This window comes from Brevibacterium sp. CSND-B09 (genome assembly GCF_052906525.1).
The window spans coordinates 1,006,838-1,032,543 of the sequence record NZ_JBREGI010000001.1 but is presented as its reverse complement, the minus strand read 5'-3'; the positions used below and the strand labels follow the sequence as shown (position 1 = coordinate 1,032,543).

The 25,706-nt window shown below is 65.3% G+C and carries 29 protein-coding genes; 14 read left to right on the top strand and 15 right to left on the bottom strand.

What is annotated here, in order from left to right; translation table 11 throughout:
• Positions 1-111: 111 nt before the first annotated feature.
• From ACU4IU_RS04955 to ACU4IU_RS04925, 7 genes are all read right to left on the bottom strand, one after another.
• Complete coding sequence (locus tag ACU4IU_RS04955; RefSeq protein WP_446656018.1) at positions 112-867, bottom strand: peptidylprolyl isomerase; 756 nt, start codon at positions 865-867, stop codon at positions 112-114.
• A gap of 100 nt (positions 868-967) precedes the next feature.
• On the bottom strand, positions 968-2,179 hold the full coding sequence (locus ACU4IU_RS04950; RefSeq protein ID WP_446656017.1) for an MFS transporter: 1,212 nt from the start codon (positions 2,177-2,179) through the stop codon (positions 968-970).
• Positions 2,180-2,287: 108 nt separating this feature from the next.
• Entirely contained in the window at positions 2,288-3,592 is a 1,305-nt protein-coding gene (gene pcaDC / locus ACU4IU_RS04945) for a bifunctional 3-oxoadipate enol-lactonase/4-carboxymuconolactone decarboxylase PcaDC (RefSeq protein ID WP_446656016.1), read from the bottom strand.
• 44 nt (positions 3,593-3,636) lie between these two features.
• Positions 3,637-5,007 carry a lyase family protein gene (locus ACU4IU_RS04940; RefSeq protein ID WP_446656015.1) on the bottom strand — a complete coding sequence of 457 codons (1,371 nt, stop codon included), beginning with the start codon at positions 5,005-5,007 and terminating at the stop codon, positions 3,637-3,639.
• 6 nt (positions 5,008-5,013) lie between these two features.
• Positions 5,014-5,598: a protocatechuate 3,4-dioxygenase subunit alpha gene (gene pcaG, locus ACU4IU_RS04935; protein ID WP_139907066.1), complete on the bottom strand. Its 585-nt coding sequence runs from the start codon at positions 5,596-5,598 to the stop codon at positions 5,014-5,016.
• The gene (gene pcaH / locus ACU4IU_RS04930; protein ID WP_446656014.1) at positions 5,591-6,415 is read right to left on the bottom strand and encodes a protocatechuate 3,4-dioxygenase subunit beta; all 825 of its coding nucleotides are present in this window, start codon (positions 6,413-6,415) and stop codon (positions 5,591-5,593) included. The genes pcaG and pcaH overlap by 8 nt, the downstream gene beginning before the upstream one ends.
• Positions 6,416-6,477: 62 nt before the next feature.
• On the bottom strand, positions 6,478-7,662 hold the full coding sequence (locus tag ACU4IU_RS04925) for a 4-hydroxybenzoate 3-monooxygenase (RefSeq protein ID WP_446656013.1): 1,185 nt from the start codon (positions 7,660-7,662) through the stop codon (positions 6,478-6,480).
• A gap of 275 nt (positions 7,663-7,937) precedes the next feature.
• Between ACU4IU_RS04925 and ACU4IU_RS04920 the strand changes: the two genes are divergently transcribed.
• From ACU4IU_RS04920 to ACU4IU_RS04905, 4 genes are read left to right on the top strand one after another with little or no spacing between them, the layout of a single operon-like run.
• Positions 7,938-8,543: a SipW-dependent-type signal peptide-containing protein gene (locus ACU4IU_RS04920; RefSeq protein ID WP_446656012.1), complete on the top strand. Its 606-nt coding sequence runs from the start codon at positions 7,938-7,940 to the stop codon at positions 8,541-8,543.
• 17 nt (positions 8,544-8,560) lie between these two features.
• A complete protein-coding gene (locus ACU4IU_RS04915) occupies positions 8,561-9,259 on the top strand; it encodes a SipW-dependent-type signal peptide-containing protein (RefSeq protein WP_446656011.1) in 699 nt (232 codons plus the stop codon).
• A gap of 14 nt (positions 9,260-9,273) precedes the next feature.
• Positions 9,274-10,605 carry a signal peptidase I gene (locus ACU4IU_RS04910; RefSeq protein WP_446656010.1) on the top strand — a complete coding sequence of 444 codons (1,332 nt, stop codon included), beginning with the start codon at positions 9,274-9,276 and terminating at the stop codon, positions 10,603-10,605.
• Positions 10,602-11,147: a hypothetical protein gene (locus ACU4IU_RS04905; protein ID WP_420095781.1), complete on the top strand. Its 546-nt coding sequence runs from the start codon at positions 10,602-10,604 to the stop codon at positions 11,145-11,147. Before ACU4IU_RS04910 ends, ACU4IU_RS04905 begins: the two co-directional genes overlap by 4 nt.
• An 86-nt stretch (positions 11,148-11,233) precedes the next feature.
• On the opposite strand, the gene ACU4IU_RS04900 is transcribed toward ACU4IU_RS04905, so the two are convergent.
• Both ACU4IU_RS04900 and ACU4IU_RS04895 read right to left on the bottom strand, forming a co-directional pair.
• A complete protein-coding gene (locus ACU4IU_RS04900) occupies positions 11,234-12,070 on the bottom strand; it encodes a phosphosulfolactate synthase (RefSeq protein WP_139907072.1) in 837 nt (278 codons plus the stop codon).
• A 69-nt stretch (positions 12,071-12,139) separates the two neighbouring features.
• Positions 12,140-13,540: an MmgE/PrpD family protein gene (locus ACU4IU_RS04895; protein ID WP_446656009.1), complete on the bottom strand. Its 1,401-nt coding sequence runs from the start codon at positions 13,538-13,540 to the stop codon at positions 12,140-12,142.
• A gap of 206 nt (positions 13,541-13,746) precedes the next feature.
• On the opposite strand from ACU4IU_RS04895, the gene ACU4IU_RS04890 reads away from it, so the two are divergent.
• The 4 genes from ACU4IU_RS04890 (at position 13,747) to ACU4IU_RS04875 (ending at position 16,006) form a co-directional block, all read left to right on the top strand.
• Positions 13,747-14,802 (top strand): YeeE/YedE family protein, encoded by a 1,056-nt coding sequence (locus ACU4IU_RS04890; protein ID WP_446656008.1) that lies wholly within the window; start codon positions 13,747-13,749, stop codon positions 14,800-14,802.
• Complete coding sequence (locus ACU4IU_RS04885; RefSeq protein ID WP_039207979.1) at positions 14,799-15,023, top strand: sulfurtransferase TusA family protein; 225 nt, start codon at positions 14,799-14,801, stop codon at positions 15,021-15,023. The genes ACU4IU_RS04890 and ACU4IU_RS04885 overlap by 4 nt, the downstream gene beginning before the upstream one ends.
• A 91-nt stretch (positions 15,024-15,114) precedes the next feature.
• On the top strand, positions 15,115-15,648 hold the full coding sequence (locus ACU4IU_RS04880; protein WP_446656007.1) for an O-acetyl-ADP-ribose deacetylase: 534 nt from the start codon (positions 15,115-15,117) through the stop codon (positions 15,646-15,648).
• 4 nt (positions 15,649-15,652) lie between these two features.
• Positions 15,653-16,006 carry a VOC family protein gene (locus ACU4IU_RS04875; protein ID WP_446656006.1) on the top strand — a complete coding sequence of 118 codons (354 nt, stop codon included), beginning with the start codon at positions 15,653-15,655 and terminating at the stop codon, positions 16,004-16,006.
• A gap of 18 nt (positions 16,007-16,024) precedes the next feature.
• Here ACU4IU_RS04875 and ACU4IU_RS04870 read toward each other — a convergent pair whose 3' ends face one another.
• The 3 genes from ACU4IU_RS04870 to ACU4IU_RS04860 all read right to left on the bottom strand — a co-directional run bounded on the left by ACU4IU_RS04870 (position 16,025) and on the right by ACU4IU_RS04860 (position 18,253).
• Complete coding sequence (locus tag ACU4IU_RS04870) at positions 16,025-16,276, bottom strand: hypothetical protein (protein ID WP_446656005.1); 252 nt, start codon at positions 16,274-16,276, stop codon at positions 16,025-16,027.
• Positions 16,277-16,397: 121 nt separating this feature from the next.
• Positions 16,398-17,078, bottom strand: a complete 681-nt coding sequence (locus tag ACU4IU_RS04865; protein ID WP_446656004.1) for a response regulator — start codon at positions 17,076-17,078, stop codon at positions 16,398-16,400.
• Positions 17,075-18,253, bottom strand: coding sequence for a histidine kinase (locus tag ACU4IU_RS04860; protein ID WP_376906377.1), 1,179 nt, complete (start codon positions 18,251-18,253; stop codon positions 17,075-17,077). The genes ACU4IU_RS04865 and ACU4IU_RS04860 overlap by 4 nt, the downstream gene beginning before the upstream one ends.
• Positions 18,254-18,405: 152 nt before the next feature.
• Here ACU4IU_RS04860 and ACU4IU_RS04855 point away from each other — a divergent pair, with 152 nt between their 5' ends.
• Both ACU4IU_RS04855 and ACU4IU_RS04850 read left to right on the top strand, forming a co-directional pair.
• Positions 18,406-18,810 carry a hypothetical protein gene (locus ACU4IU_RS04855; protein WP_259356963.1) on the top strand — a complete coding sequence of 135 codons (405 nt, stop codon included), beginning with the start codon at positions 18,406-18,408 and terminating at the stop codon, positions 18,808-18,810.
• Positions 18,807-20,315, top strand: coding sequence for a multicopper oxidase family protein (locus tag ACU4IU_RS04850; RefSeq protein ID WP_446656003.1), 1,509 nt, complete (start codon positions 18,807-18,809; stop codon positions 20,313-20,315). The genes ACU4IU_RS04855 and ACU4IU_RS04850 overlap by 4 nt, the downstream gene beginning before the upstream one ends.
• Positions 20,316-20,351: 36 nt before the next feature.
• Here the strand turns inward: ACU4IU_RS04850 and ACU4IU_RS04845 are convergent, their stop codons facing one another.
• Positions 20,352-21,110: an SDR family NAD(P)-dependent oxidoreductase gene (locus tag ACU4IU_RS04845; RefSeq protein WP_446656002.1), complete on the bottom strand. Its 759-nt coding sequence runs from the start codon at positions 21,108-21,110 to the stop codon at positions 20,352-20,354.
• 198 nt (positions 21,111-21,308) lie between these two features.
• Here ACU4IU_RS04845 and ACU4IU_RS04840 point away from each other — a divergent pair, with 198 nt between their 5' ends.
• On the top strand, positions 21,309-21,887 hold the full coding sequence (locus ACU4IU_RS04840; RefSeq protein ID WP_259356966.1) for a dihydrofolate reductase family protein: 579 nt from the start codon (positions 21,309-21,311) through the stop codon (positions 21,885-21,887).
• On the opposite strand, the gene ACU4IU_RS04835 is transcribed toward ACU4IU_RS04840, so the two are convergent.
• The gene (locus tag ACU4IU_RS04835; protein ID WP_446656001.1) at positions 21,868-22,599 is read right to left on the bottom strand and encodes a GTP pyrophosphokinase; all 732 of its coding nucleotides are present in this window, start codon (positions 22,597-22,599) and stop codon (positions 21,868-21,870) included. The genes ACU4IU_RS04840 and ACU4IU_RS04835 overlap by 20 nt on opposite strands.
• 81 nt (positions 22,600-22,680) lie before the next feature.
• Here ACU4IU_RS04835 and ACU4IU_RS04830 point away from each other — a divergent pair, with 81 nt between their 5' ends.
• Together ACU4IU_RS04830 and ACU4IU_RS04825 are read left to right on the top strand one after the other, a co-directional pair.
• A complete protein-coding gene (locus tag ACU4IU_RS04830; RefSeq protein ID WP_039207958.1) occupies positions 22,681-22,944 on the top strand; it encodes a DUF2277 domain-containing protein in 264 nt (87 codons plus the stop codon).
• On the top strand, positions 22,941-23,327 hold the full coding sequence (locus ACU4IU_RS04825; RefSeq protein ID WP_139907082.1) for a DUF1304 domain-containing protein: 387 nt from the start codon (positions 22,941-22,943) through the stop codon (positions 23,325-23,327). The genes ACU4IU_RS04830 and ACU4IU_RS04825 overlap by 4 nt, the downstream gene beginning before the upstream one ends.
• A gap of 16 nt (positions 23,328-23,343) precedes the next feature.
• Here ACU4IU_RS04825 and ACU4IU_RS04820 read toward each other — a convergent pair whose 3' ends face one another.
• Positions 23,344-24,114: an IclR family transcriptional regulator gene (locus ACU4IU_RS04820; RefSeq protein ID WP_446656000.1), complete on the bottom strand. Its 771-nt coding sequence runs from the start codon at positions 24,112-24,114 to the stop codon at positions 23,344-23,346.
• A gap of 131 nt (positions 24,115-24,245) precedes the next feature.
• Between ACU4IU_RS04820 and ACU4IU_RS04815 the strand changes: the two genes are divergently transcribed.
• Positions 24,246-25,703 (top strand): benzaldehyde dehydrogenase, encoded by a 1,458-nt coding sequence (locus ACU4IU_RS04815; RefSeq protein WP_446655999.1) that lies wholly within the window; start codon positions 24,246-24,248, stop codon positions 25,701-25,703.
• Positions 25,704-25,706 lie beyond the last annotated feature (3 nt).

The following is a 25,706-nucleotide window of genomic DNA, read 5'->3' as shown; positions in this document are numbered from 1 at the left end:
CGTCGACGGCGACGAATCGAGGTTACGCTCGTCTCACAGAACGTGATTTCCGAGTCTCACCGAATGAGATTGCTAGGTGGTCGAAGTGTTCTGGACAACTCGGACGGGCGGTCAGTCCGCGGTGGTGACCTCGGTGATCGTCACCTTCTCCTTGGGTGCGCCGTCGCCGGCGCCGGAGTCCGTGCCCTTGGCAGCGAGATCCGCGACGGTCTTCGTGCTCTTCTCATCCAACTGTCCGAACACGGTGTAGTCGGGCGGCAGCGAGCTGTCGTCGTAGACGACGAAGAACTGGGAGCCGTTCGTATCCGGACCGGAGTTCGCCATGGCCAGAGTGCCGGCCGGGTAGGTCTCGGAGCCGTCGAGCTCATCGGCGAACGAGTAGCCTGGGCCGCCCGACCCGGTGCCCGTGGGATCGCCGCACTGGAGGACGAAGATGCCCTCGGTGGTCAGGCGGTGGCATTCGGTGTCGTCGAAGTACTTCTGCGCGGCCAGTGACAGGAAGCTGTTGACGGTGCACGGGGCGCGGTCGGCATCAAGAGTCACCGCGAGGTCCCCGGCGCTCGTCGCGACGGTGGCGTCGACGTTGCCTTTTGCCTGCGGCTTCTCTTCAGGAGCGTCGACTTCCTTCGCGCCCGGCTGCGAGTCAGCAGGGTAAGAGCAGGTTCCCGCAGCGGCCGAGGAGTCCGAGCTTCCGGAGGACTCGCCGGAGTCCCCTTCGGAATCAGACGATCCGCATCCGCTCAGCAGCAGAAGGGCGAGGACGGCGAAAGCAGCGAGGGTCAGCAGAAGGGCCGATTTCGGGCGACGGTTCGATTCATCAGAGTGGCGGGTCAGGGCATGAGAGCGACTGGGCGCAGGGTGATCCATGCGTTCATCGTATCGGCACTTTCACCGAGAAACGGGCTGAGCGTCGAGACACGGGCGTGCACACCCGTTTCTCGACACGCAGCCCGTTTCTCGGCGGAACTCAGGTCTCGACGGAGGTGCGGGTGCTCGGGTCGGGGGAGCCGCCTCGGCGAAGGAAGATCGCGATGGAGATGACCATGAGCCCGGACACGCACAGGCCCACGCCCACCCACGCCGGTGCACGGTAGCCGAGGCCGGCGGTGATGACGATTCCGCCGAGCCACGCGCCGAGCGCATTGGCGAGGTTGAAGGCGGCATGGTTCATGGCCGCTGACAGGCTCGGGGCGTCATGGGATTCGCGGAACAGACGCATCTGCAGGGCCGTGGTGATCATCGACCCGGAGATGCCGATGAGGAAGAGGGCGATGATGGCGATGGCCGCAATGTGGGTGAAGGCGCCGAAGGCGGCGAGCACGAGCGCCGAGAGGATCATGCCGCCGGTCGCCGAGCGCTCGATGGACTTGTCGACCAGGGGTCCGGCAATCAGCGATCCGGCGGTCATGCCCAGGCCGTAGACGGCGAGCACCCAGGGGATCGCGACGCTGGGGACGCCGGCAACGTCGGTCATCGTCGGGGTGATGTAGGTGTAGACGGCGAACATTCCGCCGAAACCCACGGAGCCGGCAACGAGGGTGAGGATGATCTGCACGCGTCCGAGCGCCTTGATCTCACCGCGGGCCGAGGGCACCGCGCCGAGCTTCACGCGCGGAACGCCGACTGCGACCATGATGACGGTGAGCACTCCGAGCGCGGCGACGAGGGCGTAGGCGCTGCGCCATCCGAACATATTGCCGAGTGCCGCGGCGAAGGGCACGCCGAAGATGTTCGCGATCGTCAGGCCGAGCATCACTCGTGACATGGCTCGGCCGCGGCGGTTGGCCGGGACGAGGGAGGCGGCGACGACGGCTCCGATGCCCAGGTAGGCTCCGTGCGGCAGTCCGGAGACGAAGCGTGCGATGTTGAACAGCCCGGCTGTCGGGGCGAGCATCGAGGCGAGGTTGCCCAGAGCGAAGAGACCCATCATGCACAGGAGCAGCAGCTTGCGATCCATATGCGCGGCGATGGTCGTGATCAGGGGTGCGCCGACGACGACGCCGATCGCATAGAACGACACCGCATGCCCGGCCTGGGGGACCGTGATGCCCAGCTCCTCGGCGATCATCGGCAACAGGCCCATAGTCGCGAATTCGGTCACCCCGATGGCGAAGGCGCCGATCGCCAAGGCGAAGACAGCGAACTTGTAGACTCCGCGGGAGACCGGGGCATCACTCATGGGGCTCCTTCAAGGAAACGCGGGATCGGGGAGGCAACCGCACCAGCCTATTGCCCGCAGCGGTTCCTCGGAACCCCTCAGACGACCAATGTGACGATTCGAACAGCCTCAGTCGGCGTTCGCTTCCTCGGCGTCGTATTCGGCCAGAGCCTGCGAGGCGACGGAGAAGGCGGTGTTGGCGCTCGGCACGGAGCAGTAGATGGCCGACTGGAGGAGGACCTCCTTGATCTCATCGCGGGTGAGCCCGTTGCGCAGCGCAGCCTTGACGTGCATCGCCAGCTCCGCCTCGTGGCCACCTGCGATCATCGCCGTGAGCGTGATCGCCGAGCGCATCCGCCGCTCGAGCCCTGGACGGGTCCAGATCTCACCCCAGGCGTAGCGGGTGATGAGGTCCTGGAAGTCGCTCGTGAAATCGTCGACCTTCGCATTCGCGCGGTCGACATGGGCATCGGAGAGCACCTGCCGCCGCACGGTCATTCCCGCCTCGCGCACGTCGTCGCGGCTGGCCTCCCGCGGACCCGAGGCGGTCGGCAGCTCGGGACCGGCTTCCGGGGAAGCGGCTCCGCCGGCACCTGCGCCGAGTCCCTTGCCCTGCAGAAAGTCAGCGAGCAGACCCGCGGTCACGACCGGAGCCTCGGCTGGCACGAGATGAGCGGCGCCGTCGATGACCTCGAGGAGTGCCCCGGGAACTCCGTTGGCGATCTCGGCGAGCTTCGTCGCCGGAGTCGGCTGATCCTGTGAACCCGCGACTGCGAGCAGGGGACGCGTGATCTCGGGCAGTCGCGCGCGGACATCGAAGTCGGCCAGCGCATAGCAGAGAGCGGCATAGGAGAAGCGGTCGGCGTCCTGCAGCGAATGAAGAAGCGCAGCCGAGGCCTCCGGTTCCCGGTCCATGAACCCTTCCCCGAACCAGCGCTGTGCCGAACCGATGACCTGCGTCGGGGTGCCCGAGGTCGCCACCGTCTGGGCGCGTTCCTCCCAGGCCGAGGCCTCACCGATCTTCGCGCCCGTGCAGAACACCGCGATGCGGCCGAAGCGGTCGCCGTGATCGAGCGCCAGCTGCAGGGCCGTTGCTCCGCCGATCGAATCGCCGGCGAGGTCGACGGGAGCGCCGGGGGCGGCCACATCGGGAAGGACCCGATCGAGGGTGCCCAGGACCGCCTCGGCGAGGTCGGACATCGTCACCCGCGGAGTCATGGACGTCCCCGCGGGGACGTCGATCGGTGCCGAACGGCCGTGACCGGGCAGGTCGATGCCGATGACCGTCGTCTCCGGACTGAGTGCGGTCAGTTCGGTGGCGGCCTGCTGCCACAGTGCTGCTACGGAGGTGCCCAGCGAAGGCAGGACGACGAGCACTCGGGCATCGGCAACGGGGGAGGCGGGTGCGGCAAGGACGGATGCGGTGAGGTCCATGGGTGTCACTTTCTTCGGTCGGCTCTCAAGTCGGAATACGGGTCTCAGTCGAAGGGTGGCAGGTCGATCTCCTGCGGTCCGGAGCTGTCGATGGTCGCCAGGATGGTGCGGCGAATCTCCTCGGCTTCACCGAGGTAGGACTCGGGGGTGAAGAATTCCTTGATTCCATCCTCGTCGCCGATCTCGGCGCGCAGTGCTGCGACAGGGTCGGAGCCGGGGGCGATGATGGCTGCGCGGGTGTCTTTGTCGATCCGGTCGCCGAAGACGATGCCGAGCTTCTCCCCATAGATCCCGGGGGAGGCGGCGTCGAGGTTCGCGCGCATGGCCTCGGCGTTGACCTGCAGGCCCGCGATCATCTCGTCGAGGATGATGAGCGAGGAGATCGCCAGGGTCATGAGCTCGGACAAGGCCGGCCACTCGGCATGCCAGGCACCGTCGGAGCGTTCTTCGATGGCTTCGGCGGCGGCCGTGGTCAGGGTGGACAGTGATCCGGGGACGCGCATTCCGTTGCGGTGGAGCAGCACCGCCGAGGTGGGATTCGACTTGTGCGGCATCGTCGAGGATCCGCCGGTGGAGGCCAGGGACAGCTCACCGATCTCGGGGCGCACGCCGATGAGGACGTCGCGGGCGATGGAGGCCCCGACGGTGACGCATTGGGCGAGGTGGGAGCCCCAAGACAGGATGCGAACGCGATCGGTGTGCCAAGGGACGGGGATCTGGGTGAGTGCCGCGTCGGGACCGACCATCTGCACGTGGAATTCGCGGAGCAGGGATTCGGTGGAGTCGCCGGCGAACCAACGGATCGCGGCACGGGTGCCGGCTGCCCCGCCGACCTGCACATAGTCGACGTAGGGTGCCTGGCCTTGGACTTCATTGACCTCGGCGGCCCAGGCGGCGGCCTTGAGGCCGAAGGTCGTCGGCAGGGCCGGTTGGGTGAGGGTGCGGGCCAGGCACAGGGTCTTCGCGTGGGCGTCGGAGAGTTCGACGAGGGAGGCACCGATGACTTCGAGCCTGGCCTGCATCTGCCGCACGACGCGGGAGACAAGCAGGCCGATCGCCGTGTCAATGACGTCTTGGCTGGTCAGCCCCCGGTGCAGGCATCGTGAGGCTTCGGGGGAGAGCCGGGAGCGGACGCGGGCGAGAAACGGGATGAGCGGGTTGCCGCCGGATTCGGCGGCCTCACCCAGGGATTCGAGTTCGGTGTGATCGTCCGTGAGCGTGCGGATCGTGGCATCGATGGCGGCGGCCACCTCGGCGCGGATCTCCGACGACACCAGCCCCACCCGTCCCTGTGCGACGATCCATGCGGTCTCGACTTGGCCGATCGCGGTGATGAACGCGGCGTCGTCGATGGCTTCGGATCCGCGCAGATCGCCGGGGGCGAAGAGAAACCGGGTGTGGGCGGTGTCGGTCATGTCGCTTCAGTCCTCGTGGCTGGGGAATCGGAGGAAGGGAGTTTCCTCCTCACCCTGCAACCGTATGTCGAAGTGCAGCGATCCGTCAGCCCCTCGAGTGGCGATGAGGCGGGTGCGCTCGTCTTCGTCGAGCGAGGACAGGAGCGGGTCGGCGGCCAGTGCCGCGGTGTCCTCAGGCAGATAGATGCGGGTGAACAGCCGGTTGAGCAGCCCTCGGGCGAAGATGACGACGCTGATGAAGGGTGCCTTGCCCGCCTCGGTGGGGCCGGGATCGACCGTGGAGAAGCTGAACTCGCCTTCCGGGTCGACGGCGGCGCGGCCGAAGCCGGTGAAGGTGAAGCCGTTGCGGCGCAGCGATCCCGTCTCGCGGGGGACAGCGCCGTGCTCATCGGGCTGCCAGATCTCGAGAATGGCATCGGGGACCGGGGCACCGGCCCCGTCGAAGACGGTTCCCGTCAGCTGCACGGCGCGAGCCGAGCCTGGCGGGACGAGCTCATTATCGTGCTCGAAGGGCAGCGCGTAGCCGTAGAACGGGCCGACGGTCTGGCCCGGGGTCGGCGTGAGATCAGGGGTCGTGGGGGTGTCAGTCATCGTCCTCTTCTTCCATCCAGGTCCGGTTGGCGCCGGTGAGCACGATGTCCCAGTTGTAGCCCATGAGGAATTCGTGCTCGGTGATGTTGTGGTCATAGGTCGCCACGAGGCGGTCGCGCGCCTTTTGATCGGTGATCGACTGGTAGATCGGGTCGAGGGCGAAGAGCGGATCCCCGGGGAAGTACATCTGGGTGATCATCCGCTGAGTGAACTCGGACCCGAAGAGCGAGAAGTGGATGTGGGCCGGTCGCCAGGCGTTGTGGTGGTTCTTCCACGGGTACGGACCCGGTTTGATCGTTGTGAACGAGTAGGAGCCGTCGTCGCCGGTCAGGGTGCGGCCGACGCCGGTGAAGTTCGGGTCGATCGGGGCCGGGTGCTGGTCGCGCTTGTGGATATAGCGTCCGGCCGAGTTCGCCTGCCAGATCTCGACCAGCTGGTTGCGCACGGGGCGGCCTTCCCCGTCGATGACCCGACCGGTGACGCGGATGCGCTCGCCGATGGGTTCGCCGTCGGCCTGGATCGTCAGGTCGGATTCGAGGGTGCCGATGTCCCGGTGTCCGAAGGCGGGGGAGAAGAGCTCGATCGTCTCGGGGTCGGTGTGGCGGGGATCCTTCGTCGGGTGACGCAGGATCGATGACCGGTAGGGCCGGTAGTCCAGGCGCGGCTGGGTCTCGGGCTTCTTGCCGCCGGTGACGTCCTGCTTGTACTGCGCTTCGATTCCGTCGATTTCGGCGGACAGCGTCGCCTGGGACTCGGCTGCGTCGTCGGGGCCTTTCACAGTCTGAACATCGTTCTCCGAGGACTGGTGCTGACTCATCGTCGAACCTTTCTTCGTCTCTTCGTCGGTTGACATCGTGGTGGGGTCGGTGGGGGAGCGGCTCAGCCGTGGGGCCAGCCGGTGTAGCACTCGGCCAGGTAGCGGCGACCGTGGTCGGATTCGAGGATGGACCGGAGTTCGCCGAGGCTGCGCTTCGTTTCGAAGGCATCCTGAGTCGGGTCGGCGTGGAGCATTCGTGTCATCTGGTAGGAGAAGTTCTGGGCCTTCCACACGCGTTTGGTCGCGGTCTGCGAGTAGCCGGCCAGCGCCTCGGCGTCGGAGTCCTTGAGTGCCGAGATGAGGGCGGGGGCGAGCACGGCGACGTCGGCGAAGGCGAGGTTGAGGCCTTTCGCACCGGTCGGTGGGACGGTGTGGGCGCTGTCGCCGGCGAGGAACATCGAGCCGTGCTGCATCGGCTCGGTCACCGCCGAGCGGAAGGGGAGCACGGTCTTGTCGAAGATCGGCCCGGTCTTGAGTTCGAACCCGTCGGGGCCGTCGACGCGGGCCTGGAGTTCGGTCCAGATCCGATCGTCGGACCAGTCGGCGACGTCGGTGTCGGGGGAGGCCTGGAAGTACATGCGCTGGACATTGTCGGAGCGCTGGGAGATGAGTGCGAAGCCGCGTTCGGAGCGGGAGTAGATGAGGACTTCGTGGCTGGGCGGGGCCTCGCAGAGGATGCCGAACCAGGCGAATGGGTACTCGTGGAAGAAGCGCTGCCGGGTGCCGTCGGGGATCATCGAGCGGCATGGTCCGCGAGAGCCGTCGGCGCCGACGACGTAGCGGGCGTTGATGCGCAGTTCGTCGCCGTCCTCAGTGGTGGCGGTGACCCAGGGACGTTCGGTTTCGACATCGCCGAGGCGGGTGTCCGTGACCGAGTAATAGGTGGGGCGGCCGGTCCGTTCGCGGGCGGCCGAGAGGTCGACGAAGATCTCGTTCTGGGGGTAGAGCCAGACGGATTCGCCGACGAGTTCGGGGAAGTCGAAGTGGTTCGAAGAGCCGTTGACTCGAATGTCGATTCCGTCGTGTCGGTGCCCGTCCGTGTGGACGCGCGATTCGACGCCTGCGGCCTCGAGCATGCGCACGGATCCTGCTTCGAGGATGCCGGCGCGGTGGGTGTGGGCGATGTCGTCGCGGCTGCGGTTGTCGATGACGACGGATTCGATGCCTGCATTGTGCAGCAGGTGCGCGAGCATGAGCCCCGCGGGTCCGGCTCCGACGATCGCGACGTCTGTCTGAAGTTGTGCCACCTTGGCCTCCTTGCCTGTCTCTTCTCAACAGTGTGCGCCCAGTCACGGACGTGAGGCGACGACGTTCTCAATGAATGGGAAACTGGTCGGGGAGGCGTGGGGTGAGTGATGCGCAAATTGTGAGGGGCTTTCCTCAAGGTCACTTTTCCGTAACAGATTACAGAAGTGTTAGAAAAAAGGCATCTTGAAAGTAATTCATGAGTCATCATGAAGTCATTCCCCACAATATTTCATCGTGACAAGGCGCTGGAGCGCCCGACAATGAGGAGTCCCCAGTGACCACAAAGACCACGCGTTCGCGCAAATTCAAAGCCATCCTCGCCGGCGGCATCGTCCTCGGCGTCGGCGCTGCCGTGACGCTGGCGGCCTGGACCGACGACGAATGGGCCGAAGGCGTCTTCGGCGCAGGTTCATTCAACGTCCAGGGCAGCACCGACGGAACGACATTCGCTGACCATGAGAGCAGTGACGGTGCCGCGGCGCTGACTTTCGACCTCGACGGTGGGGACAATATGTCGCCCGGCGATACCGTGGCGGCGCCTTTCGTGCTGCGCCTCGACGGACCGACGAGCTACGACGCGACTGTCTCTCTCGAGTCGGCGGCAGGAGGCGGGGACAACGCTGCGGCGCTGACCTACGCGATCGTTCAGGTCGCCTCGGCGGGTGACTGCGCGGCCACCGCAGAGGGCACTTCGATTGTGCCCGAGGGGACGGCGCTGGACTCGACTACGGGCGCTGCGGAATTCAATCTCACCGCGGGCGCAGACACTGCGACCGGCGACCCGGTCACGCTGTGCTTCCAGGTCACTGCCGGTGACTCGCTGGAGCAGGGGCAGAACACAACCGCTCAGTGGCAGTTCACCGCCACCTCGGCCGAATGACGACTCTGAGCTGATCGATGAGGTCGCTTCTGCCGACGCTGCATAGATTCTTCTCGTCCCGGCGGGCGCCTGATGACGCCCGCCCAGTCAGTCGACGGCAGCTGCGTCAGCGACAGCAGCTGCGAGGCCGCCGCATCAAGGCGATTCTCGCTGGCGGCCTCGTACTCGGCGTGGGCGCAACGGCCACGGTCGCCGCGTGGACGGACTCGGAAGAGGCCTCCGGCTCTTTCGAAGCCGGACGGTTCAACATCGAGCTCCGGGTCGGCGGCGAATGGAACGGCACGAATGAGATGACCTTCAATGCGGGCAACATGTACCCGGGGCAGAAGGTCTACGCGCCAGTGTCAGTGCGCACCACGTCGAATACGTCGATCGACGGCAAGCTCACGGTCTCAGCACGCGGAATCTCCAATCCGAATACCTTTGCCTCTGCACTCACATACCGAGCCGTGGCCCGATCGACGTCGGGTGTCACCTGTAACGCGGCCAATTTTCCTGGTCCAGGCGCCTTCGTCTTCGGCAGCGCTGCTGCTGCAATCCCGCTGAGCTCCACGCCCACAGCCGACACCACCCAAACCCTCAAAGCCGCCTCCGCGTCGGTCCAGGACTATTGCTTCGAGGTGACACTGGCAAGCAACGCTCCGAGCTCTGCCCAAGGTCTGCAGGCGAGCCACACCTGGACGTTCACGGCCGAGTCCACCGCGCCCGAGAATTGACCATGGCGGGCTCTATGACACGCAAGCGGAACGTGGGTTCATGGCTGGGCGGAGCCGTGCTCAATGTCCTCGCCGTCCTCGGCGTGGTCTGCATCGTGCTCGTCATCCTCAGCTTCGTGTTCAACGTATCGATCATCATGTTCAAAACCGGCTCGATGAGTCCGACGATCCCGGCCGGATCGGCCTCCCTCGTTCGTGAGATCCCCGCAAAGGACATGAAGATCGGTGACATCGTCACCGTCGATCGCGGGGAGAACGTCCTACCGGTGACTCACCGCGTCACCGAGATCCAGAGCATTGACGACTCCACCGGTGCAGTGACGTTTGAGATGAAGGGCGATGCGAACGCCGAGAAAGACCCTGACCCCTACACCGCCGAGACGGTCCGAACGGTGATGTTCTCAATCCCCGGGGTCGCTCCGATCCTTCAACAGTGGCGCAATCCGTTCCTGCTCGGCGGCATCACGATCGCGGCCAGCCTCCTCGTCGTGTGGGCATTCTGGCCACGGCGAGATGAGGATGACGACGACACCCTCGCCGAGGCGACCCGCCCCCGTGCGCGATCACCGCGGCACGCAATCGCGCTGCCGGTGGTGGTGGCCGTGGCTGTGGTTGGGCAGGTAGTGCCAGGGGTGTCGTTTGCCGAGGATGCTCTGTCCGTAAACGCGGATCGTTCCCTGTCCGCGTCATCAGATGCGGCAGATGACATCCTGCGTATGCGCGACTTCGGTGATGCCGAGAAGATGCGCAACCTCAGTCCCGGAAGCTCGGCCACATGGGCGGTCGATGTATGGGCAGATGCCTCCGAACCGGGAGACATAACGATCTATATCGGGTCGGGGGCAGGAGCGGAGGCGCTGACGGATTCGCTGTCTATCGATGTGCGGGAATGCGCGATGACTGAAGCGGAGGCACCGTGTCCAAGTGGTTCGCAGATGTTGATTCGCGGAATGGTGCTCAGCGAATTGGAGCCAGCTGCTGACGACGGTCTCACCCTGCTGGAAATGGACAGCGATGACTCTCGCCGAGTCGAGGTAACGGCGACTCTCGCAGCCGACGCCGATGTCCGCGCGGTAGCTGGCGCCAGGGCGGGTGTGCGCGTGCTGGCGGAAGGCCTCGGCGACAAGGTTTCGACAGGTCCAGGAGATCCCGGTGATCCTGGCGCGCCGGGCGATTCTGGCACTGACTCTGATGGCACTGTCGAGGGCGCGGCCGATGGCGGCAGTTCCGGCGAGCTGCCGTGGACCGGAATCGATGGTTGGCAGTGGATTCTGCTCGCAGCATTCTTGCTCGTTGTCACCGGCTCAGCGATCGTGTCGCGAACCAGGAAGGCGAGGATGTCATGACGGGCAGGAACTCGCCGCGACAATCTTGGAGACGAGCTCGTCTGCTGTTGGCAGTAGTCGCATTGCTCGCCCTCGTCGCCGGTCCAGCCGCAGTCAACGGCACCCTCGCCGGTTGGAATGATGAGAAGATAAGCCAGGGGACGTTCACTGCGGGCAAGGTCCCGGCACCGGTGTTGACCGGCAACTGCCAGTTCCGTCCGGGTATTCTTGGTATCGGTGCTAGTGTGCGAGTCTTTTGGAAGCCTCCGGCGGGTTACTCACTCAGCAACATCGTTGTCACTGCATCTACGAGCGGTCTTGGGTCCGTCTTGGCACCGATCACCGGCTTCAATCTGACGTCGAACACGACCTCGAACAGCGATGGATCGTACACGACAGACGTGCCCACCAACTTGCTTGGCGGATTGCTCGGACTCGGATCCGAATTGGAGATAGCCTTTCAGGCCAAACATGCCAGCGGTTGGGTTTCGACATCTGCCTCTGTCGCTAGTAACGCCGGGTTGCTGGGCGGAATCGGCGGAAACTGTCGCAATCTGACGTGATTCCGAGGTCTGACGATCTTTCGTACTGGCAGATGTGCGGGTGTCCGTTCTCGGGCACACCCGCACACATATGCAGCAGTACCGCCTCACGGGCGAGGGTTGATCACCCTGCCCCAGGTGGACTTGTTGCCCCAGATGTTCTGGCGCAGGCCCTCGAGCTGGAGGATCTGCGAGTGGTCGACGAACAGGTTGCATTCGTTGCCGTAGTTCTTGATGTACCACTCGAAGACCGGTCCGTCGGCGGCTTCGAACATGACGTTCTCGAGGCCCAGACCGTTGATGATCGAGGCGGCCGCGGCGGTGTTCCATTCGTCGACGTTCTCCGTGATGCCCTCGGATTCGATCATGATGATCGAGGCTCCGGCATCGAGCGCCCGCTTGCCGCGGTCGACGAGATCGCCGATGTCCTTTGCGGACTCCGCAGCCAGTTCGGCCTCACCGGAGTCTCCGCCGGAGCCGATCTGGATGCCCAGCTCCGGCTTCGCCTTCAGCCCGGCCTTGACGACCTTCTCGACGAGACGCTCAAGGCCCGAGGTCGGGAGCATGATGAATCCGGTCGAGATCTCGATGACGTCGAAGCCGACCTCCTTGGCCTCCTTGAGATACTGATCGACCGCGTCATCTCCGTAGCGCAGGACCGTCTCGATCCATCCGCCCGAGGACACGTACGCCCCGTTCTCATGAGCGATGTCGCTGAAGGCCTTCACCTGATCAGCCGGGACGAGCGAGAACGATCCGCCCGCCCACTTGATGCCGTCGACCCACTGACCGGCGACATCGAAGACGTCCTGCAGATGTCGGGTGCCGAAAGTGGAGTAGTACGGGGCGCGAATCTCGGTCATCCCGATGGTGCGGGGTTTGGCCGAGCGGTGGGCGCGGGGAACGAAGTTCATGGACACATCGAAATCGATGGCGTTCGACATGGTCTTTCCTTTCTTCGGGTGTCGGCGGTCGCCGACGGGGTGCCGGGTTCTCCGGCAGGTGACGCAGCCTCAGCTGCGAGCTTGGGGGACGTGCGCGAGGACCGCGGTCAGCTCTCGGATCTGATGGTTCTCGAGGTCGTGGACAAGGTCGGCGATTTCGTCACGCAGGTCCGCCTCGGCGAAGGGGGACGTCAGGGCATCGAACTTCTTCCGGGCTCCCGTCCAGTCGAGAGGATGCGTGGTGAAACCTTCATAGTCGTCGGTGTTCGCACGGAACTGGGTCCCATCGCCGAGGGTGACGACGAGGTCGGCGCACATCTGCTCGGGGAACCGATCGCTGAACTCCGTGGAGGGAGTGATCGTGACCTTGTGCATGAGGTCCTGGACATCGTCGGCGACAATCCGTTCAGACTCGTACTGCGCCGGATTGAGCTCACCGTCGAGGAGGACGACCGCGAGCATCCACGGCAGCGAATGATCGGCCTCCTCCTTCGTGCGGATGGAGCGCTTGTCGCCTTCTTCGCCGCCGCCGATGATCGAGTATGCGACATCGAAGGTCGTCAGCTCGACGCTGGCGATGGCATCGGCGCGGAATCCCTCCTGGGAGCGGACGTCCTGTGCGGCGTTGAGGGCCGACTGCGAATGGATCTCCGCATTGTGCTTCTTGATGATCGTGTCCGTGACCTTCTCGAGATCCTCCGCCGACCAGTCGAGGTCGAAGTCCCCGGCCAGGGCCTTGAAGCCCTTGTTGCCTTCGAAGACCTCGGCCGGTCCGGTGATTCCGCGTGAGGCCAGGAGCGCATTGAAGACGCCTTCCTTCGACACGTGCGGATACGCCAGTCCCTTCCAATGACTGAGGTCGCCCGTGCGCGTCACCCTGAGGGCTACATTCGCGGTGCCGGCCATGGCGGCAGCATTCGCGATCTGTTCGACGCCCAGGCCCAGTGCCTTCGCCGAGGCGGCCGCCGCAGCGAAAGCGCCCTGTGTCGTGTGGTCGAAGCCGAGGTCTCTCACCGGTGCGACATCCGAGAGCCGGGTGTGGATCTGATAAGCCACGGCGAAGGCCGTGAGAAAGTCCGCGCCCGAGGCGTCGGCCAGCTCCGCGGCCGCGAGGACCGCGCCCATATTGTCCGACGGGTGGTTGGTTTCGCCCTTGGCCAGGTAGGCATCCATGAAGTCGAGATATCGGCTCAGGGCGGAATTGAAGAACGCGGCGTGATCGGGGCTGGCCTGGCCCCCGCCGATGAGCGTAGCTCCGCGTCCGTCCCCGAGGTCCTCGATGAGGGTTCTGATCTCCTGCAGCGGGGGAGCGTCCAGGGCGCCGATGGCGACGCCGATGGTGTCGAGGACGCGGATCTTGAGCTGTTCGAGGGCGGTATCGCTGAGCATGTCCAGCGAGGCATCGGCGACGAACTGAGCGAGTGATTGCACCTCTGTCGGTGCGTGGTGCTGGTCCATTGTGACCTTCATTGTGACCCCTCCTTATTAGGTAAGGCGTACCTAAATAATGACTCCGTAAGTATCTTGACGTCAAGATACTTGGGGTGAGACCTGAGTCACATCGGGCTGAGTGGGAGGCGCTGTGCCCGGCCGTGGTTGACTGATCATTGATTGTTGAGCAAAATTGACGGTTGTTGTGTTCGTCCGCGAACCTGCCGTGAACAGAAAGCAGCTCAATGATCATCACCGGACTCATCGTCGGCCTCGTCCTCGGATTCGTCTTCCAGCGAGGACGTTTCTGCGTGACCGGCGCCTTCCGTGACCTCACGCTGACGGGGAACACGCGCTGGTTCTCCGCCCTCATCGTGCTCATCGCCGTGCATTCCATCGGCCTGTTCCTGCTCAACAGCTTCGGAGTCATCACCCTCGAGGCGACGCCGTTCCCATGGCTGGCCTCGATCGTCGGCGGACTGATCTTCGGTTGGGCCATGGTCTACGCCGGAGGCTGCGCGACTGGCACCTACTACCGGGCCGGTGAAGGACTCGTCGGCAGCTGGTTCGCCCTCATCTTCTACGCCCTCTTCTCCGCGGTGATGAAGCTCGGCCCGCTCGCCGGCTTCACCGAGGGCATCCGCGGGATCACCCTGGACAACGGCAGCCTGCAGGCGAGCACCGGCATGAGCCCCTGGGTCTTCGTCGCCATCATCTCTGCAGTGGCGATCTGGCTGACCGTCCACCATGCCCGCAAACTCAAGACTCCGATGGCCACCCTGCCTCCGCGCAAGACAGGCCTGGCGCACCTGCTCACCGAGAAGCGCTGGAACCCCTTCGCCACAGCCGTGGTCATCGGCATCATCGCCACGATCGCCTGGCCGCTCTCCGCCGCCACGGGCCGCAACTCGGGTCTGGGCATCACCACCCCTTCGGCGAACCTCGTCGGATACCTCACCACGGGTGACACGCAGCTCATCGACTGGGGCGTCATGCTCGTCATCGGCATCCTTGTCGGCTCCTTCATCGCAGCAAAGGCCTCCGGCGAGTTCCGGGTCCGCGTGCCGGACAAGGGCGTGATCATCAAGTCGATCATCGGCGGTATCGGCATGGGCGTCGGCGCCGCCATTGCAGGCGGCTGCACCGTCGGCAACGCGATGGTCTCGACCGCACAGTTCGAATACCAGGGCTGGGTGTCGATGGTCTTCATGATCGTCGGCTCCGGAATCGCAGCGAAGGTCTCCATCAAACCGAAGAAGTCGCAGGCCGCAGCGCCCGCGGCGGAAAGCAGGACAGTATGAAGCAAGTACTCGAAACCGACGGCCAGGTCTGCCCCTTCCCCCTCGTGGAAGCCAAGGACGCGATGACCGGTCTGGAAGCCGGTGACGAACTCGTCATCAACTTCGACTGCACCCAGGCCACCGAGGCGATCCCGCAGTGGGCCGCCGAGAACGGCTACCCCGTCACCCACTTCGACCGAGTCACCGACGCGAGCTGGACCATCACCGTCCAGAAGGCCTGAATCGCAGGAGATGCCAACCCCATCGGCCGGCGCAGCTGCAAAGCTGCGCCGGCCGATGTGCAATGTCAGTGCCGATGTCTAGACTCAAGACATGAAGATCACGGTTCTCGAAGGCGATATCACCGAGGTTGCCGTCGACGCGATCGTCAACGCCGCGAATTCGTCGCTGCTCGGTGGCGGCGGAGTCGACGGAGCCATCCACCGCGCGGCCGGTCCCGCGCTCCTCGAAGCCTGCCGCGAGGTCAGGCGGACCACCCATGTGCGCGGTCTGCCGCCGGGCCAGGCCGTGGCCACCTCAGCGGGGGAGTTGCCTGTCCGCTGGGTCATCCACACGGTCGGACCGAATCGGAACGCGGGCGAGGCTGATCCTGAGATCCTCGAGTCCTGTTTCGAATCGAGCCTCAACCTCGCCGAGGAGCTCGGCGCCTCCTCGATCGCGTTCCCGGCCATCGGCGGCGGAGTCTACGGCTGGGCGCCCAGGGACGTCGCCGAGGCGGCTCATTCCGTCATCGTCGACGGACGGTCCCGCGGACGCTGGGACTCGATCGACGAGGTGCAATTCGTTCTCTTCAGCGATCAGATGACCAGCGTGTTCTGCCAGGTCTTCGACCACGATCAGTGGTGATGCCATGAAGGTCAACAGGGTCATTCCGGACATCGCGGTCGACGACCTCGACGCCGCGCGGGAGTTCTATGCGGGCTTCCTCGGGCTGAGCAGCGAGGAATTCAATCTCGGCTGGGTCGCACGCTTCACCTCACCGGGCACCGGCGCCAGCGTGCAGGTGCTCACCGACGATGAGACCGGGCAGACGAATTCCGTGGCTTCGGTGCTCGTCGAAGACGTCGACGCTGCTTTTGCCGAAGCCCAGGAGCAGGGCATCGAGATCGTCCACCCGCTCACCCACGAGGAATGGGGAGTACGGCGGTTCTTCGTCCGCGCACCCGACGGCAACGTATTCAATATCGTCGCGCACCCGGAGTGAACCCACGCGATGCAGTGCTCACACTGCCTTGTGCCGTGCTCTGTGCACGACCGCCAGTGCCAGTGCGCTGACGGCACACCCGGCGGCGATGAGCAGCGGAATTCCGGAGACGGCGGCCTCGACGACATATTCGGGGCCGGTCTGCAGAACCGGACCGACGATCTTGACGAGGAGGAAACCGAGGACGCCGATGAAGAGGAACAGCGCCGCCCTCTTGCCGAGAACCACCGCCAGGGGCTTCGGATACTGATAGGTCTGTGTCGTGCTCATGGTCGATCACCTGATGTTTTCGTCCACGGTCCAAACCATTTGGGCTGTGCCTGCCACGCTACGCCTGCAAGCAGAGTGTGCACTGGGGGATCTGAGGATGTTCGATGGGAGCAGCCGACGATCACCCGCGTGAAGCACCGCCCGGCCGAACCAGCCCCGTCTCATAGGCGAGCACGATCAGGGCAGCGCGGTCCCGGGCATCGAGACGAGTGAGCAGTCGACTGACATAGGTGCGAGCAGTGGCGGGGCTGAGGAAGAGTTCGGCAGCGATCTCGTCATTGGTCAGCCCGCGCCCGATTCCGCTGAGGACCTCGACCTCCCGTTCAGTCAGCTGATCGAGCCCATGCCCGTCCGGATCGGGTGAATGCCCCTCCGCGACGACCCGCATGACCGCGGCGGTGACAGATGGAGACAACAGGGCATCACCGGCGGCGACCGTGCGGATCGCAGCGCGCAGATCGTCGGGAGAGACGTCCTTGAGCAGGTAGCCTGCAGCACCGGCACGGATGGCGGCGAACACGTTCTCGTCCTCGTCGAAGGTGGTGAGCATGAGCACCCTGACCCCGTTCAACGCACCATCGGCGACGATGGCCCGCGTCGCCTCGATCCCGTCCATGACGGGCATGCGGATGTCCATGAGCACGACATCGGGGCGCAGCTCCCGCACATGCGACAGCCCTGACGTCCCGTCCGCCCCCTCGGCGATGACCGAAATGTCTCCGTCGCGTTCGGCCAATGGCCGCAGACCGGCCCGGACCAGCTCCTGATCGTCGACGATGACGACGCGGATCGCCTCGGTCATTCGTTCTCCTCCACGTTGATCGGCAGATGCGCGATCACTTCAAATCCTTCACCGTTCGCCCCGGCACCGAGGCGACCCCCGAGCAGCCCCGCCCGTTCCGACATCCCGCGGATGCCGGCACCGGCGGCCGTGTCCGCGGCCCCGCCGTGACCGTCATCGCGGACGCGCACGATGAGCTCGTCGCCGTGTACCTGCCCGGAGACGCGGGCCGCGCTCGCCCCGGAATGGCGGAGCACGTTCGTCACCGATTCCTGGACGATCCGGAATGCCGCGGCGTCGACGGCCCGCGGCAGCCGTGCCGGATCGACATCGAGGTCGACCGTGACGTCGAGGCCGGCGGCTCGGGCCGACTCGATGACGGAGGAGATCGAAGCCAACCCCAGCGCCGAGGCAGGTCCCAGGGCGGTCGCACCCGCGGACTCCTCGCGGAGGACCTTGACCGTGCGACGCAGTTCCCGCAGTGCCTCCGAGGTGGCACCGCGCACCCGTTCGAGTGCGGCCGCGCGGTCGTCCGGGTCCACGGCCTCGGCCGCCACTGAGGTGTGCAGGGAAGCCACGGACAGGGTATGGCCGATCGTGTCGTGGAGGTCGCGGGCGATGCGCACTCGTTCGGAGTGCATCCGCGCCTCGGCGGCTCGGGACTCCTCGGCAGTGGTGAGGGCGGCGATGCGCGCCGACTGCGTACGGGTCTCCCGGATCAAACGGACCACGGACCCCAGGGCGATCGCGGCGGCTGCCAGGGCAAGTTCAGTGACGAAGCCGTACCCGGTCAGTTGGGCGCGCGGATCGAGGTCATCGAACCGGTAGAACGTCGACACGGCAATCAAGACCGCAGCACCGAGCACCGCCCATGAGGTGCGCCGCACCTCGGCAGTCGAGTAGAGGGCACCGACCGCGGGCAGGACCATGCCGATCGGCGGCAGATTCAGAGCGTAGTAGGCGAAGATCCCGAACACGGTCACGGCCAGAACGGTCAGCGGCAGACGGCGACGCAGGAGCATCAGGGCACCGAAACCGATCGCCCAGGCGACGCCGGGCAGCGGGGCGGACTCGGCATCGGCGGCGATGACCAGCGAGATCACCAGGGTCACCGCAACAGCCAAGGAGGCATCGGTCAGCCACGGTTCGAGGCGCTCGCGCTCCTCACCCGTCTCACGCACATCTGCCGAACCCATAGTCCAAGACTACGGAGCAAACGCGTCCGCCGCAGTCGTTCGGCGTCGATCGGGCAATCGCCTCCAGGCGACTCGAGCCTCGCCTCGGGGCAGGAGGAACTGACGCCTCAGCGTCGATGTGGCAGATCCGGCCGACCGGAAGAGTAGAGGACATGAATACGACAACACATTCGAAACGTCCCCTGTCCTGGCCGCTCATCGTCGGTCTGTCCTCTCTGGCACTGCTGTGGCCGCTGACCGGACTGTGGCCCATCCTCGGTGACGGTGCCGTCCGAGCCCTCACTCTGCTCGGTCTCACCGGAGCGGTGTGGATCGGGACCGTCGGCTTCGCCCGCGTCGCTCGGCCCGTACTCACCCTGACGATCTGCGGCGCGGCGCACGGCTTCCTCACCCTCGCATTCGGCGGACTGCTCGCCGGGACCGGGCTGATCAGCAGCGGGCCGGCGGTGTTCATGGCACTCATCCCGAGCCTCGGAACGGGCGCAGGGATCGGCGCCCTCACCGGACTGGCAGCCTACGGAATCCAGGCGATGCTCGGGAAGCGGGAGCAGCGATGAGACGGCGCCCGCACGCCTCGGTCGCTGTCGGGGCCGCTGTCGCGGTGGTCGTCGCGGTCGGGCTGGCTGCCTGCGGAGTGTCGACCACCTCGGTGACGGAGGCCGAGTTCGACAACGAACTGGCCATCCCGCCGTTGGCGGAATCGACGGTCAACGGCGGAGTTCGCACCTTCGACCTCACCGCTGAGAAAGGGTCGACGGAGTTCCCCGGTCAGGACGGGCCGACAGAGACATGGGGATTCAACGGGTCATTTCTCGGACCCACCCTGCGGGCCGAACGCGGGGAGAAAGTCGCCGTCGACGTTGCGAACGATCTCGACGAACCGACGAGCGTGCACTGGCACGGGATGCATCTGCCGGCGACGATGGACGGCGGTCCGCACCAGATGATCGAGCCTGGTCAGACGTGGAAGCCGCACTGGACGATCGACCAGCAGGCGTCGACCCTGTGGTACCACCCGCATCCCCACGGGAAGACCGAAGATCACGTGTACAAGGGGCTGGCCGGGATGGTCATCCTCGACGACGATGCCAGCGCCGAGGCGGATCTGCCGGACGAGTACGGCGTCGACGATCTCCCGCTCATCGTCCAGGACAAGTCCTTCGACGACGGCGAGCTCGAGCTCAGCGACGACGGGGCCGAACCGGGGATGCTCGGCGACACCGTCATGGTCAACGGCACCATCGGCGGGGTGCAGGAGGTGACATCGGAGAAGGTGCGGCTGCGCCTGCTCAACGGATCGACGGCGAGGACGTACGCCTTCGAATTCCCCGATCGGTCGATGGACCTCATCGCCGGTGACGGCGGACTCCTCGACGAGCCCGCAGAGGTCGATCGGCTGAGGTTGGCACCGGGTGAGCGCGCCGAGGTGGTCGTCGACTTCACCGCAGGTGAGACGGTGCGGATGCGCTCGGCCGAGGTCGACCTCGGCGGGGTGGCGGTGCCGGCGACGATGGGCGGACACGATTCCTTCGACGTTCTCGAATTCCGTGCGGCCGAGACCCTGACACCTGCTCCGGAACCCGCATGGTCGCCGTCGTCGCATGCTGGGGACGATGCCCTAGTTGAGACTGAGGCAGCCACGACTCGGAAGTTCGAACTCGAGGAACGTGAGATCAACGGTGAGCGGATGGACATGAACCGCATCGACGAGGTGGCCTACGTCGGTGACACCGAGGTGTGGGAGGTGCGCAGCAAGCAGCCGATCCCGCACAGCTTCCACATCCACGATGTGCAGTTCGAGGTGCTCTCGGTCGATGGGGAGGCGCCGCCGGTGGAGATGAGCGGAAGGAAGGACACGATCTACCTCGAACCGAATCGCGACTACCGGCTGCTCATGCGATTCGAGGACTTCGCCGACCCGACGATGCCGTACATGTATCACTGCCACATGCTGCTGCACGAAGACGAGGGCATGATGGGTCAATTCGTCGTCATCGAGCGAGGTCAGGAGGCAGAGGTCGGGGTGCCGACCGGGCATGACGGGGCCGGGCACGAGCACTGAGGTGGCGACAGTGCTCGTGCGTCATCGACAGAGCGGTCAGACCGCGGTGTAGCCGCCGTCGATGAGGTAGTAGGCGCCGGTGACGAACGAGGCATCATCGGAGAGCAGGAAGGACACGACCTTCGCTACTTCATCGGCGGTGCCCAGGCGGCCGAGGGGGTGCTTGGCCTTGAGTCCTTCGATGACCTCGGCATCGAGGCTCGATTCGAGCAGGGGAGTCGTGATGTAGCCGGGGCCGACTGCGTTGATGCGAAGGCCTTCGGCGCCGTATTCGGCGGCGGCGTTCTTCGTGATGCCGACGACGCCGTGCTTGGCTGCGGTGTAAGCGCCGTTGTTGACCGCGGCGACGGTTCCGTGAATCGAAGCCATATTGACGATCGCCGACTCCGCTGCGCCGTTCTCGAGCATGGCCGGGATCTGGAAGCGCATGCCGTAGAGGACGCCGTTGAGGTTGACGTCGATGACCTTGTCCCACGAATCGAGGTCGGTCTCGCCGGCGGGCACCTGCTTGCCGCCGATGCCCGCGTTGTTCACGGCGAAGTTGAGTCCGCCGTAGGTGTCGACGGCGAACTTGACGACCTTCTCCGAGTCCTCCTTCGAGGACGTGTCCTGCTGGATTGCCGAGGCGGTGCCTCCGGCCTCGGTGACCTCACCGGCGACACGCTCGGCTGCCTCGAGGTTGATGTCGGTGATGACGACCTTCGCGCCCTTGGAGGCGAGGTCCTTGGAAATCGCCTCTCCGAGGCCCGATCCGCCTCCGGTGACGAGTGCGACCTTGTTCGTGAAATCTGCCATGGTGGTGACTCTCTTTCTCGAAAATCCTCGGGCCCAGCTGATGTGGCTCTCACCAGGCGTAACGAGGAAGAGTCGGAGAACATTCCGCTGTAAGTCGGCCTGTTCGGTCACACGGGGCATTGATCGAGGCCGGCAACAATGGTTAACTGGTTGCAATCTGCAACTAGATTGATGATCGTTGCGGCTCGAGGGGGAGCGATGGGAAAAGTGGCATGGGGTTTCACCTGTTCGATCGACGGATTCATCGCCGGGCCAGGCCATGACATGTCGTGGCTCTCGGCCTCCGAGCCGAACGCCGAAGGCACCACCGAGGGCATGGCGTCGAAAGTCGCCGTCATCATCTCCGGCCGCAGCGGCTACGACGCGGCCAAGGCGCAGGCTGCCGAACGCGATGAGCTGACGTCCGAGCCATACGGAGGTGCGTGGTCGGGGACGGAGTTCATCCTCACTCATCGTCCCGAGGATTTGGCCGGGGACGCCTCGGTGACCGCGCTGAACTGCACCATCACCGAGGCGGTCGAGCGTGCCCAGCAGATCGCCGGTGACCGCGACATCCAGATCATCAGCGCCGATATCGCCCGGCAGGCACTCGAGGTCGACCTCATCGACGAACTCCAGGTCTACGTCGCCCCGGTCTTCCTCGGCGACGGCACCCGGATCTTCGATGTTCCCGGCGGACGGCGGGTCGATTGGGAGCTCGAGGCGATCGATACGGCGAATGCCCGCAGCTTCGGTCGGACGTACCGACCCAAGAGGCCTAGCCCTCCCGCCGACTGAGGTCCCAAAGGATCCGCAGAGCCTCCTCGTCGAACTCCTCACCGGAATCGACATCCGGTGAACCGCTCCTGACCTCGGCGTGGAGGCGTTCCATCTTCCGGTCGAGTTCGCTGGCCGCGTCGGCCGCCTCGGTGAGTTCGCCGACGAGACGTTCGGGAACGTCGCCGTCGAATTTGTAGTGGATCTTGTGTTCGAGGCTCGCCCAGAAGTCCATCGCGATCGTGCGGATCTGCACCTCGCAGATGACCGGGGTCGGCCCGCTGCGGAGGAACACCGGGACCTCGAGGATCGCGTGCAGGCTGCGGTAGCCGTTGGGCTTCGGCTCTGCGATGTAGTCCTTGACCTCGACGAGGCGGACGTCGTTCTGCGCGGTGAGCAGCTCGAGGACGTGGTAGGTGTCGGCGATGAAGCTGCAGGTGATGCGGATGCCTGCGATGTCGGTGATCTCGCGGCGGATGATCGCGGTGTCGAGCGGCAGGCCCCGACGGTGGACCTTCTCCAGCAGGCTCCGTGGCGACTTCACGCGAGAGGAGATGTGCTCGATCGGGTTGTAGCTGCGCGTGTGGACGGACTCCTCGCGCAGGATCGAGATCTTCGTGAGCACCTCGTCGATGACGAAGCGGTGGTGCATGATCAGCTGCGAGAAATCCAGGCGCAGCTGACGGATGCTTTCGATCTGCTGTGATGTCAGGGCGGTCTCTGTTGGCGTCATCTCTTTCCGGATCTCCATTGTGGCCTCAGTGTATCGGCGGAACATCTGTTCTGTGTCAGTGCCGAGGAGTACCGTTTTGGCATGTGCAGAAACATCAGGACCCTCCATAATTTCGAACCTGCCGCCACCTCCGACGAAGTCCACGCCGCCGCACTGCAGTATGTGCGCAAGATCGCTGGCACGACGAAGCCCTCGCAGGCCAATGCTGAGGCCTTCGACGCTGCTGTCGAGGAGATCGCCCACACCACCCAGCACCTCCTCGATGCGCTGGTGACGAACGCGCCGCCGAAGAATCGAGAGGAGGAAGCGGAGAAGCGGCGAGCCAGATTCGCGGCTCGCGCATGACGATCGCCGGACTTGTCCTCGCCGGCCTCGCCGCCGCCCTGCACGTCTTCATCTTCTACTTGGAGTCCATCGCCTGGACGAGTCCACGTGCCCGCGCCACGTTCGGCACGACCGAAGCCGAGGCTGCGGCGACGAAGTCCCTGGCCTTCAACCAGGGCTTCTACAACCTCTTCTTGGCCCTCGCTGTGTTCATTGGCCTCATCGTCTTCGGCGCAGGCTCTGCCGCGGTCGGTCTCACCCTCGTCTTCGTCGGGGCAGGATCGATGCTCGCCGCAGCGCTGGTGCTCGCACTCTCAAGCCGTGAGCTGCTCGCCTCCGCGCTCAAACAGGGCACGCTGCCGTTGTTCGGTGTGGTCTGCCTGCTCGTCGGTGTGCTGGTCTGAGTCGCAGCGATCTGACTCAGCCGGCGAATCGATGATCGGCGGTAAGGTCCTGCGTGATCCTCGCCGAGGCGGTCCGCAGGACCCGCATGATCGCGGGCACGCCTTTACGGTGCTCCGAATCGATGACGACGCCGAGCCCGGCGATCGCCGCCCCGCCGGCGTCGAAGACAGGAACCGTGATTCCTGTCGTGCCCTCATCGATATGGCCGGAGAGCTCGGCGAAATGGTGAGAGCGGATGGAAGTGAACATCTTGCGCAGAGCGGCAGGATCCGTTGTTGTCTTCTCCGTGATGGCAGACAGCGGCCCCCGCAGATACGCCTCACGCTGATGCTTCGGGGCATAAGCCAAGAGCACGAGTCCACACGATGACGCATGAGCCGGCAGCCGACCGGCGGTCTTCGACCGGTGGATGACCGCATTCGGCGCCGACATGCGCTCGATGATGAGCACCTCCCGCTCCCGCAGAATGCCCAACTGGGTGTTCTCGCCGACGAACTCGTGTACACCCATCATGTGCGGTCTGGCCACCGAAGCCAGATCGACGGCATCGGAGGCGCGGTTCGACAGCTCCCACATCCCGACGCCGATCCGGATGCGGCCGTTGGGGTCGCGCTGGAGCAGATCGTGACGCATCATCTCACCGATGAGTCGGTAGGCCGTCGACTTCGGCAGTTCGGCACGCTCGGCGATCTCGTCGGTGCTCAGGCTCTGATGGTCCGGGTCGAAGGATGCGAGCACGCGCACGAGCCGATCGATCATCGAGTCGCCGGAAGGAGAGTTCGCCATGCCTCGGATTCTAGCGGTTCTCAAGAAAAATTCTCAATGAATGGGAGCACTGTGGCTTCGGGTGGTCCCGGTCACTACTCTGACGAGAGGTGCACCACAGTCCCGCCCCGACAAAGAAGTGAGGACAGACAATGACTGAATTCCTGGGAACCGACTGGCACGAGAAGATCTTCACCGGCACCTGGGCCGCCGGCTCAGGAGAGACCTACGATGTCATCGAACCGGCCACTGGTGAGACCCTCGGCCGCCTCGGTGCCGCCAACGCCGACGACGTCACCGCCGCCGCCACGCGAGCCGCCGCTGCACAGAAGGAATGGGCGAAGACAACCCCGGCCGAACGGGCCGCAGTGCTGCGCCGCGCCGGTGCTCTGTGGGCCGAACACGCCGAAGAGCTCGCCGGATGGATCATCCGCGAAGCCGGCTCCATCCCGCCGAAGGCCGCACTCGAACTCTCCTCGGCCGAAGCCATCTGCTTCGAATCCTCCGCCCTGCCCAGCCACCCCAAGGGGCAGGTGCTCACCTCGAACGAACCCCGGTGGTCCTTCGCCCGCCGAGTGCCCGCCGGAGTCGTCTCCGTCATCGCCCCGTTCAACTTCCCCCTCATCCTCGCCATGCGCTCCGTCGCCCCGGCCCTGGCATTGGGCAACGCGGTCCTGCTCAAGCCGGACCCCCGCACCGCCGTGTGCGCCGGAGTGGCGATCGCGAAGGTCTTCGCCGAGGCGGGACTGCCCGAAGGACTGCTTCAGGTCCTGCCCGGCGGCCTCGACGCCGGTGAAGCCGTCGTCGCCGCACCCGAGGTCTCCGTCATCTCGTTCACCGGCTCCACCGCGGCCGGACGCAAGGTCGGCGAAGCCGCCGGTCGCCTCCTCAAGCGCTGCCACCTCGAGCTCGGGGGCAACAATGCGCTCGTCGTCCTTCCCGGAGCCGAGGTCGGTCCCGCCACCTCGGCGGGGGCCTTCGGATCGTGGATGCACCAAGGCCAGATCTGCATGACCACCGGCCGCCACCTCGTCCACGAATCCATCTACGACGAATACGTCGAACAGCTGGCCGAACGCGCCCGCAATCTGCCGGTGGGCAACCCCGCCACCGAGGAGGTTGCGATCGGACCGATCATCGACGAGAAACAGCGCACCCACGTTCGCGACATCCTCGACAAAGCCACCGCCGACGGCGCCACGCTCGTCGCCGGCGGGCCGGGCGAAGGGGCCTTTGTCCCGCCCACGGTGCTCACCGATCTCAGCCCCTCGAACCCCGCCTGGGCGCAGGAGATCTTCGGACCCGTCGCCCCGGTGGCCCGCTTCTCCACCCTCGAAGAAGCCGCCGAGATGGTCAATGCCAGCGAATACGGACTCTCCTTGGGCATCCTCGGCGATGTGGGTCTGGCCATGGACCTCGCCGACCTCGTCGACACCGGCAAGATCCACATCAACGAACAGACCGTCTCCGATGAGGCCAACGTCCCCTTCGGTGGCATGAAGGACTCCGGCAACGGATCCCGTTTCGGTGGAGCCGAAGCCAACATCGAAGCCTTCACCGAAACCCAATGGGTGACGATGCGCTCGTCCATCGCGCCCTACCCGTTCTGACCT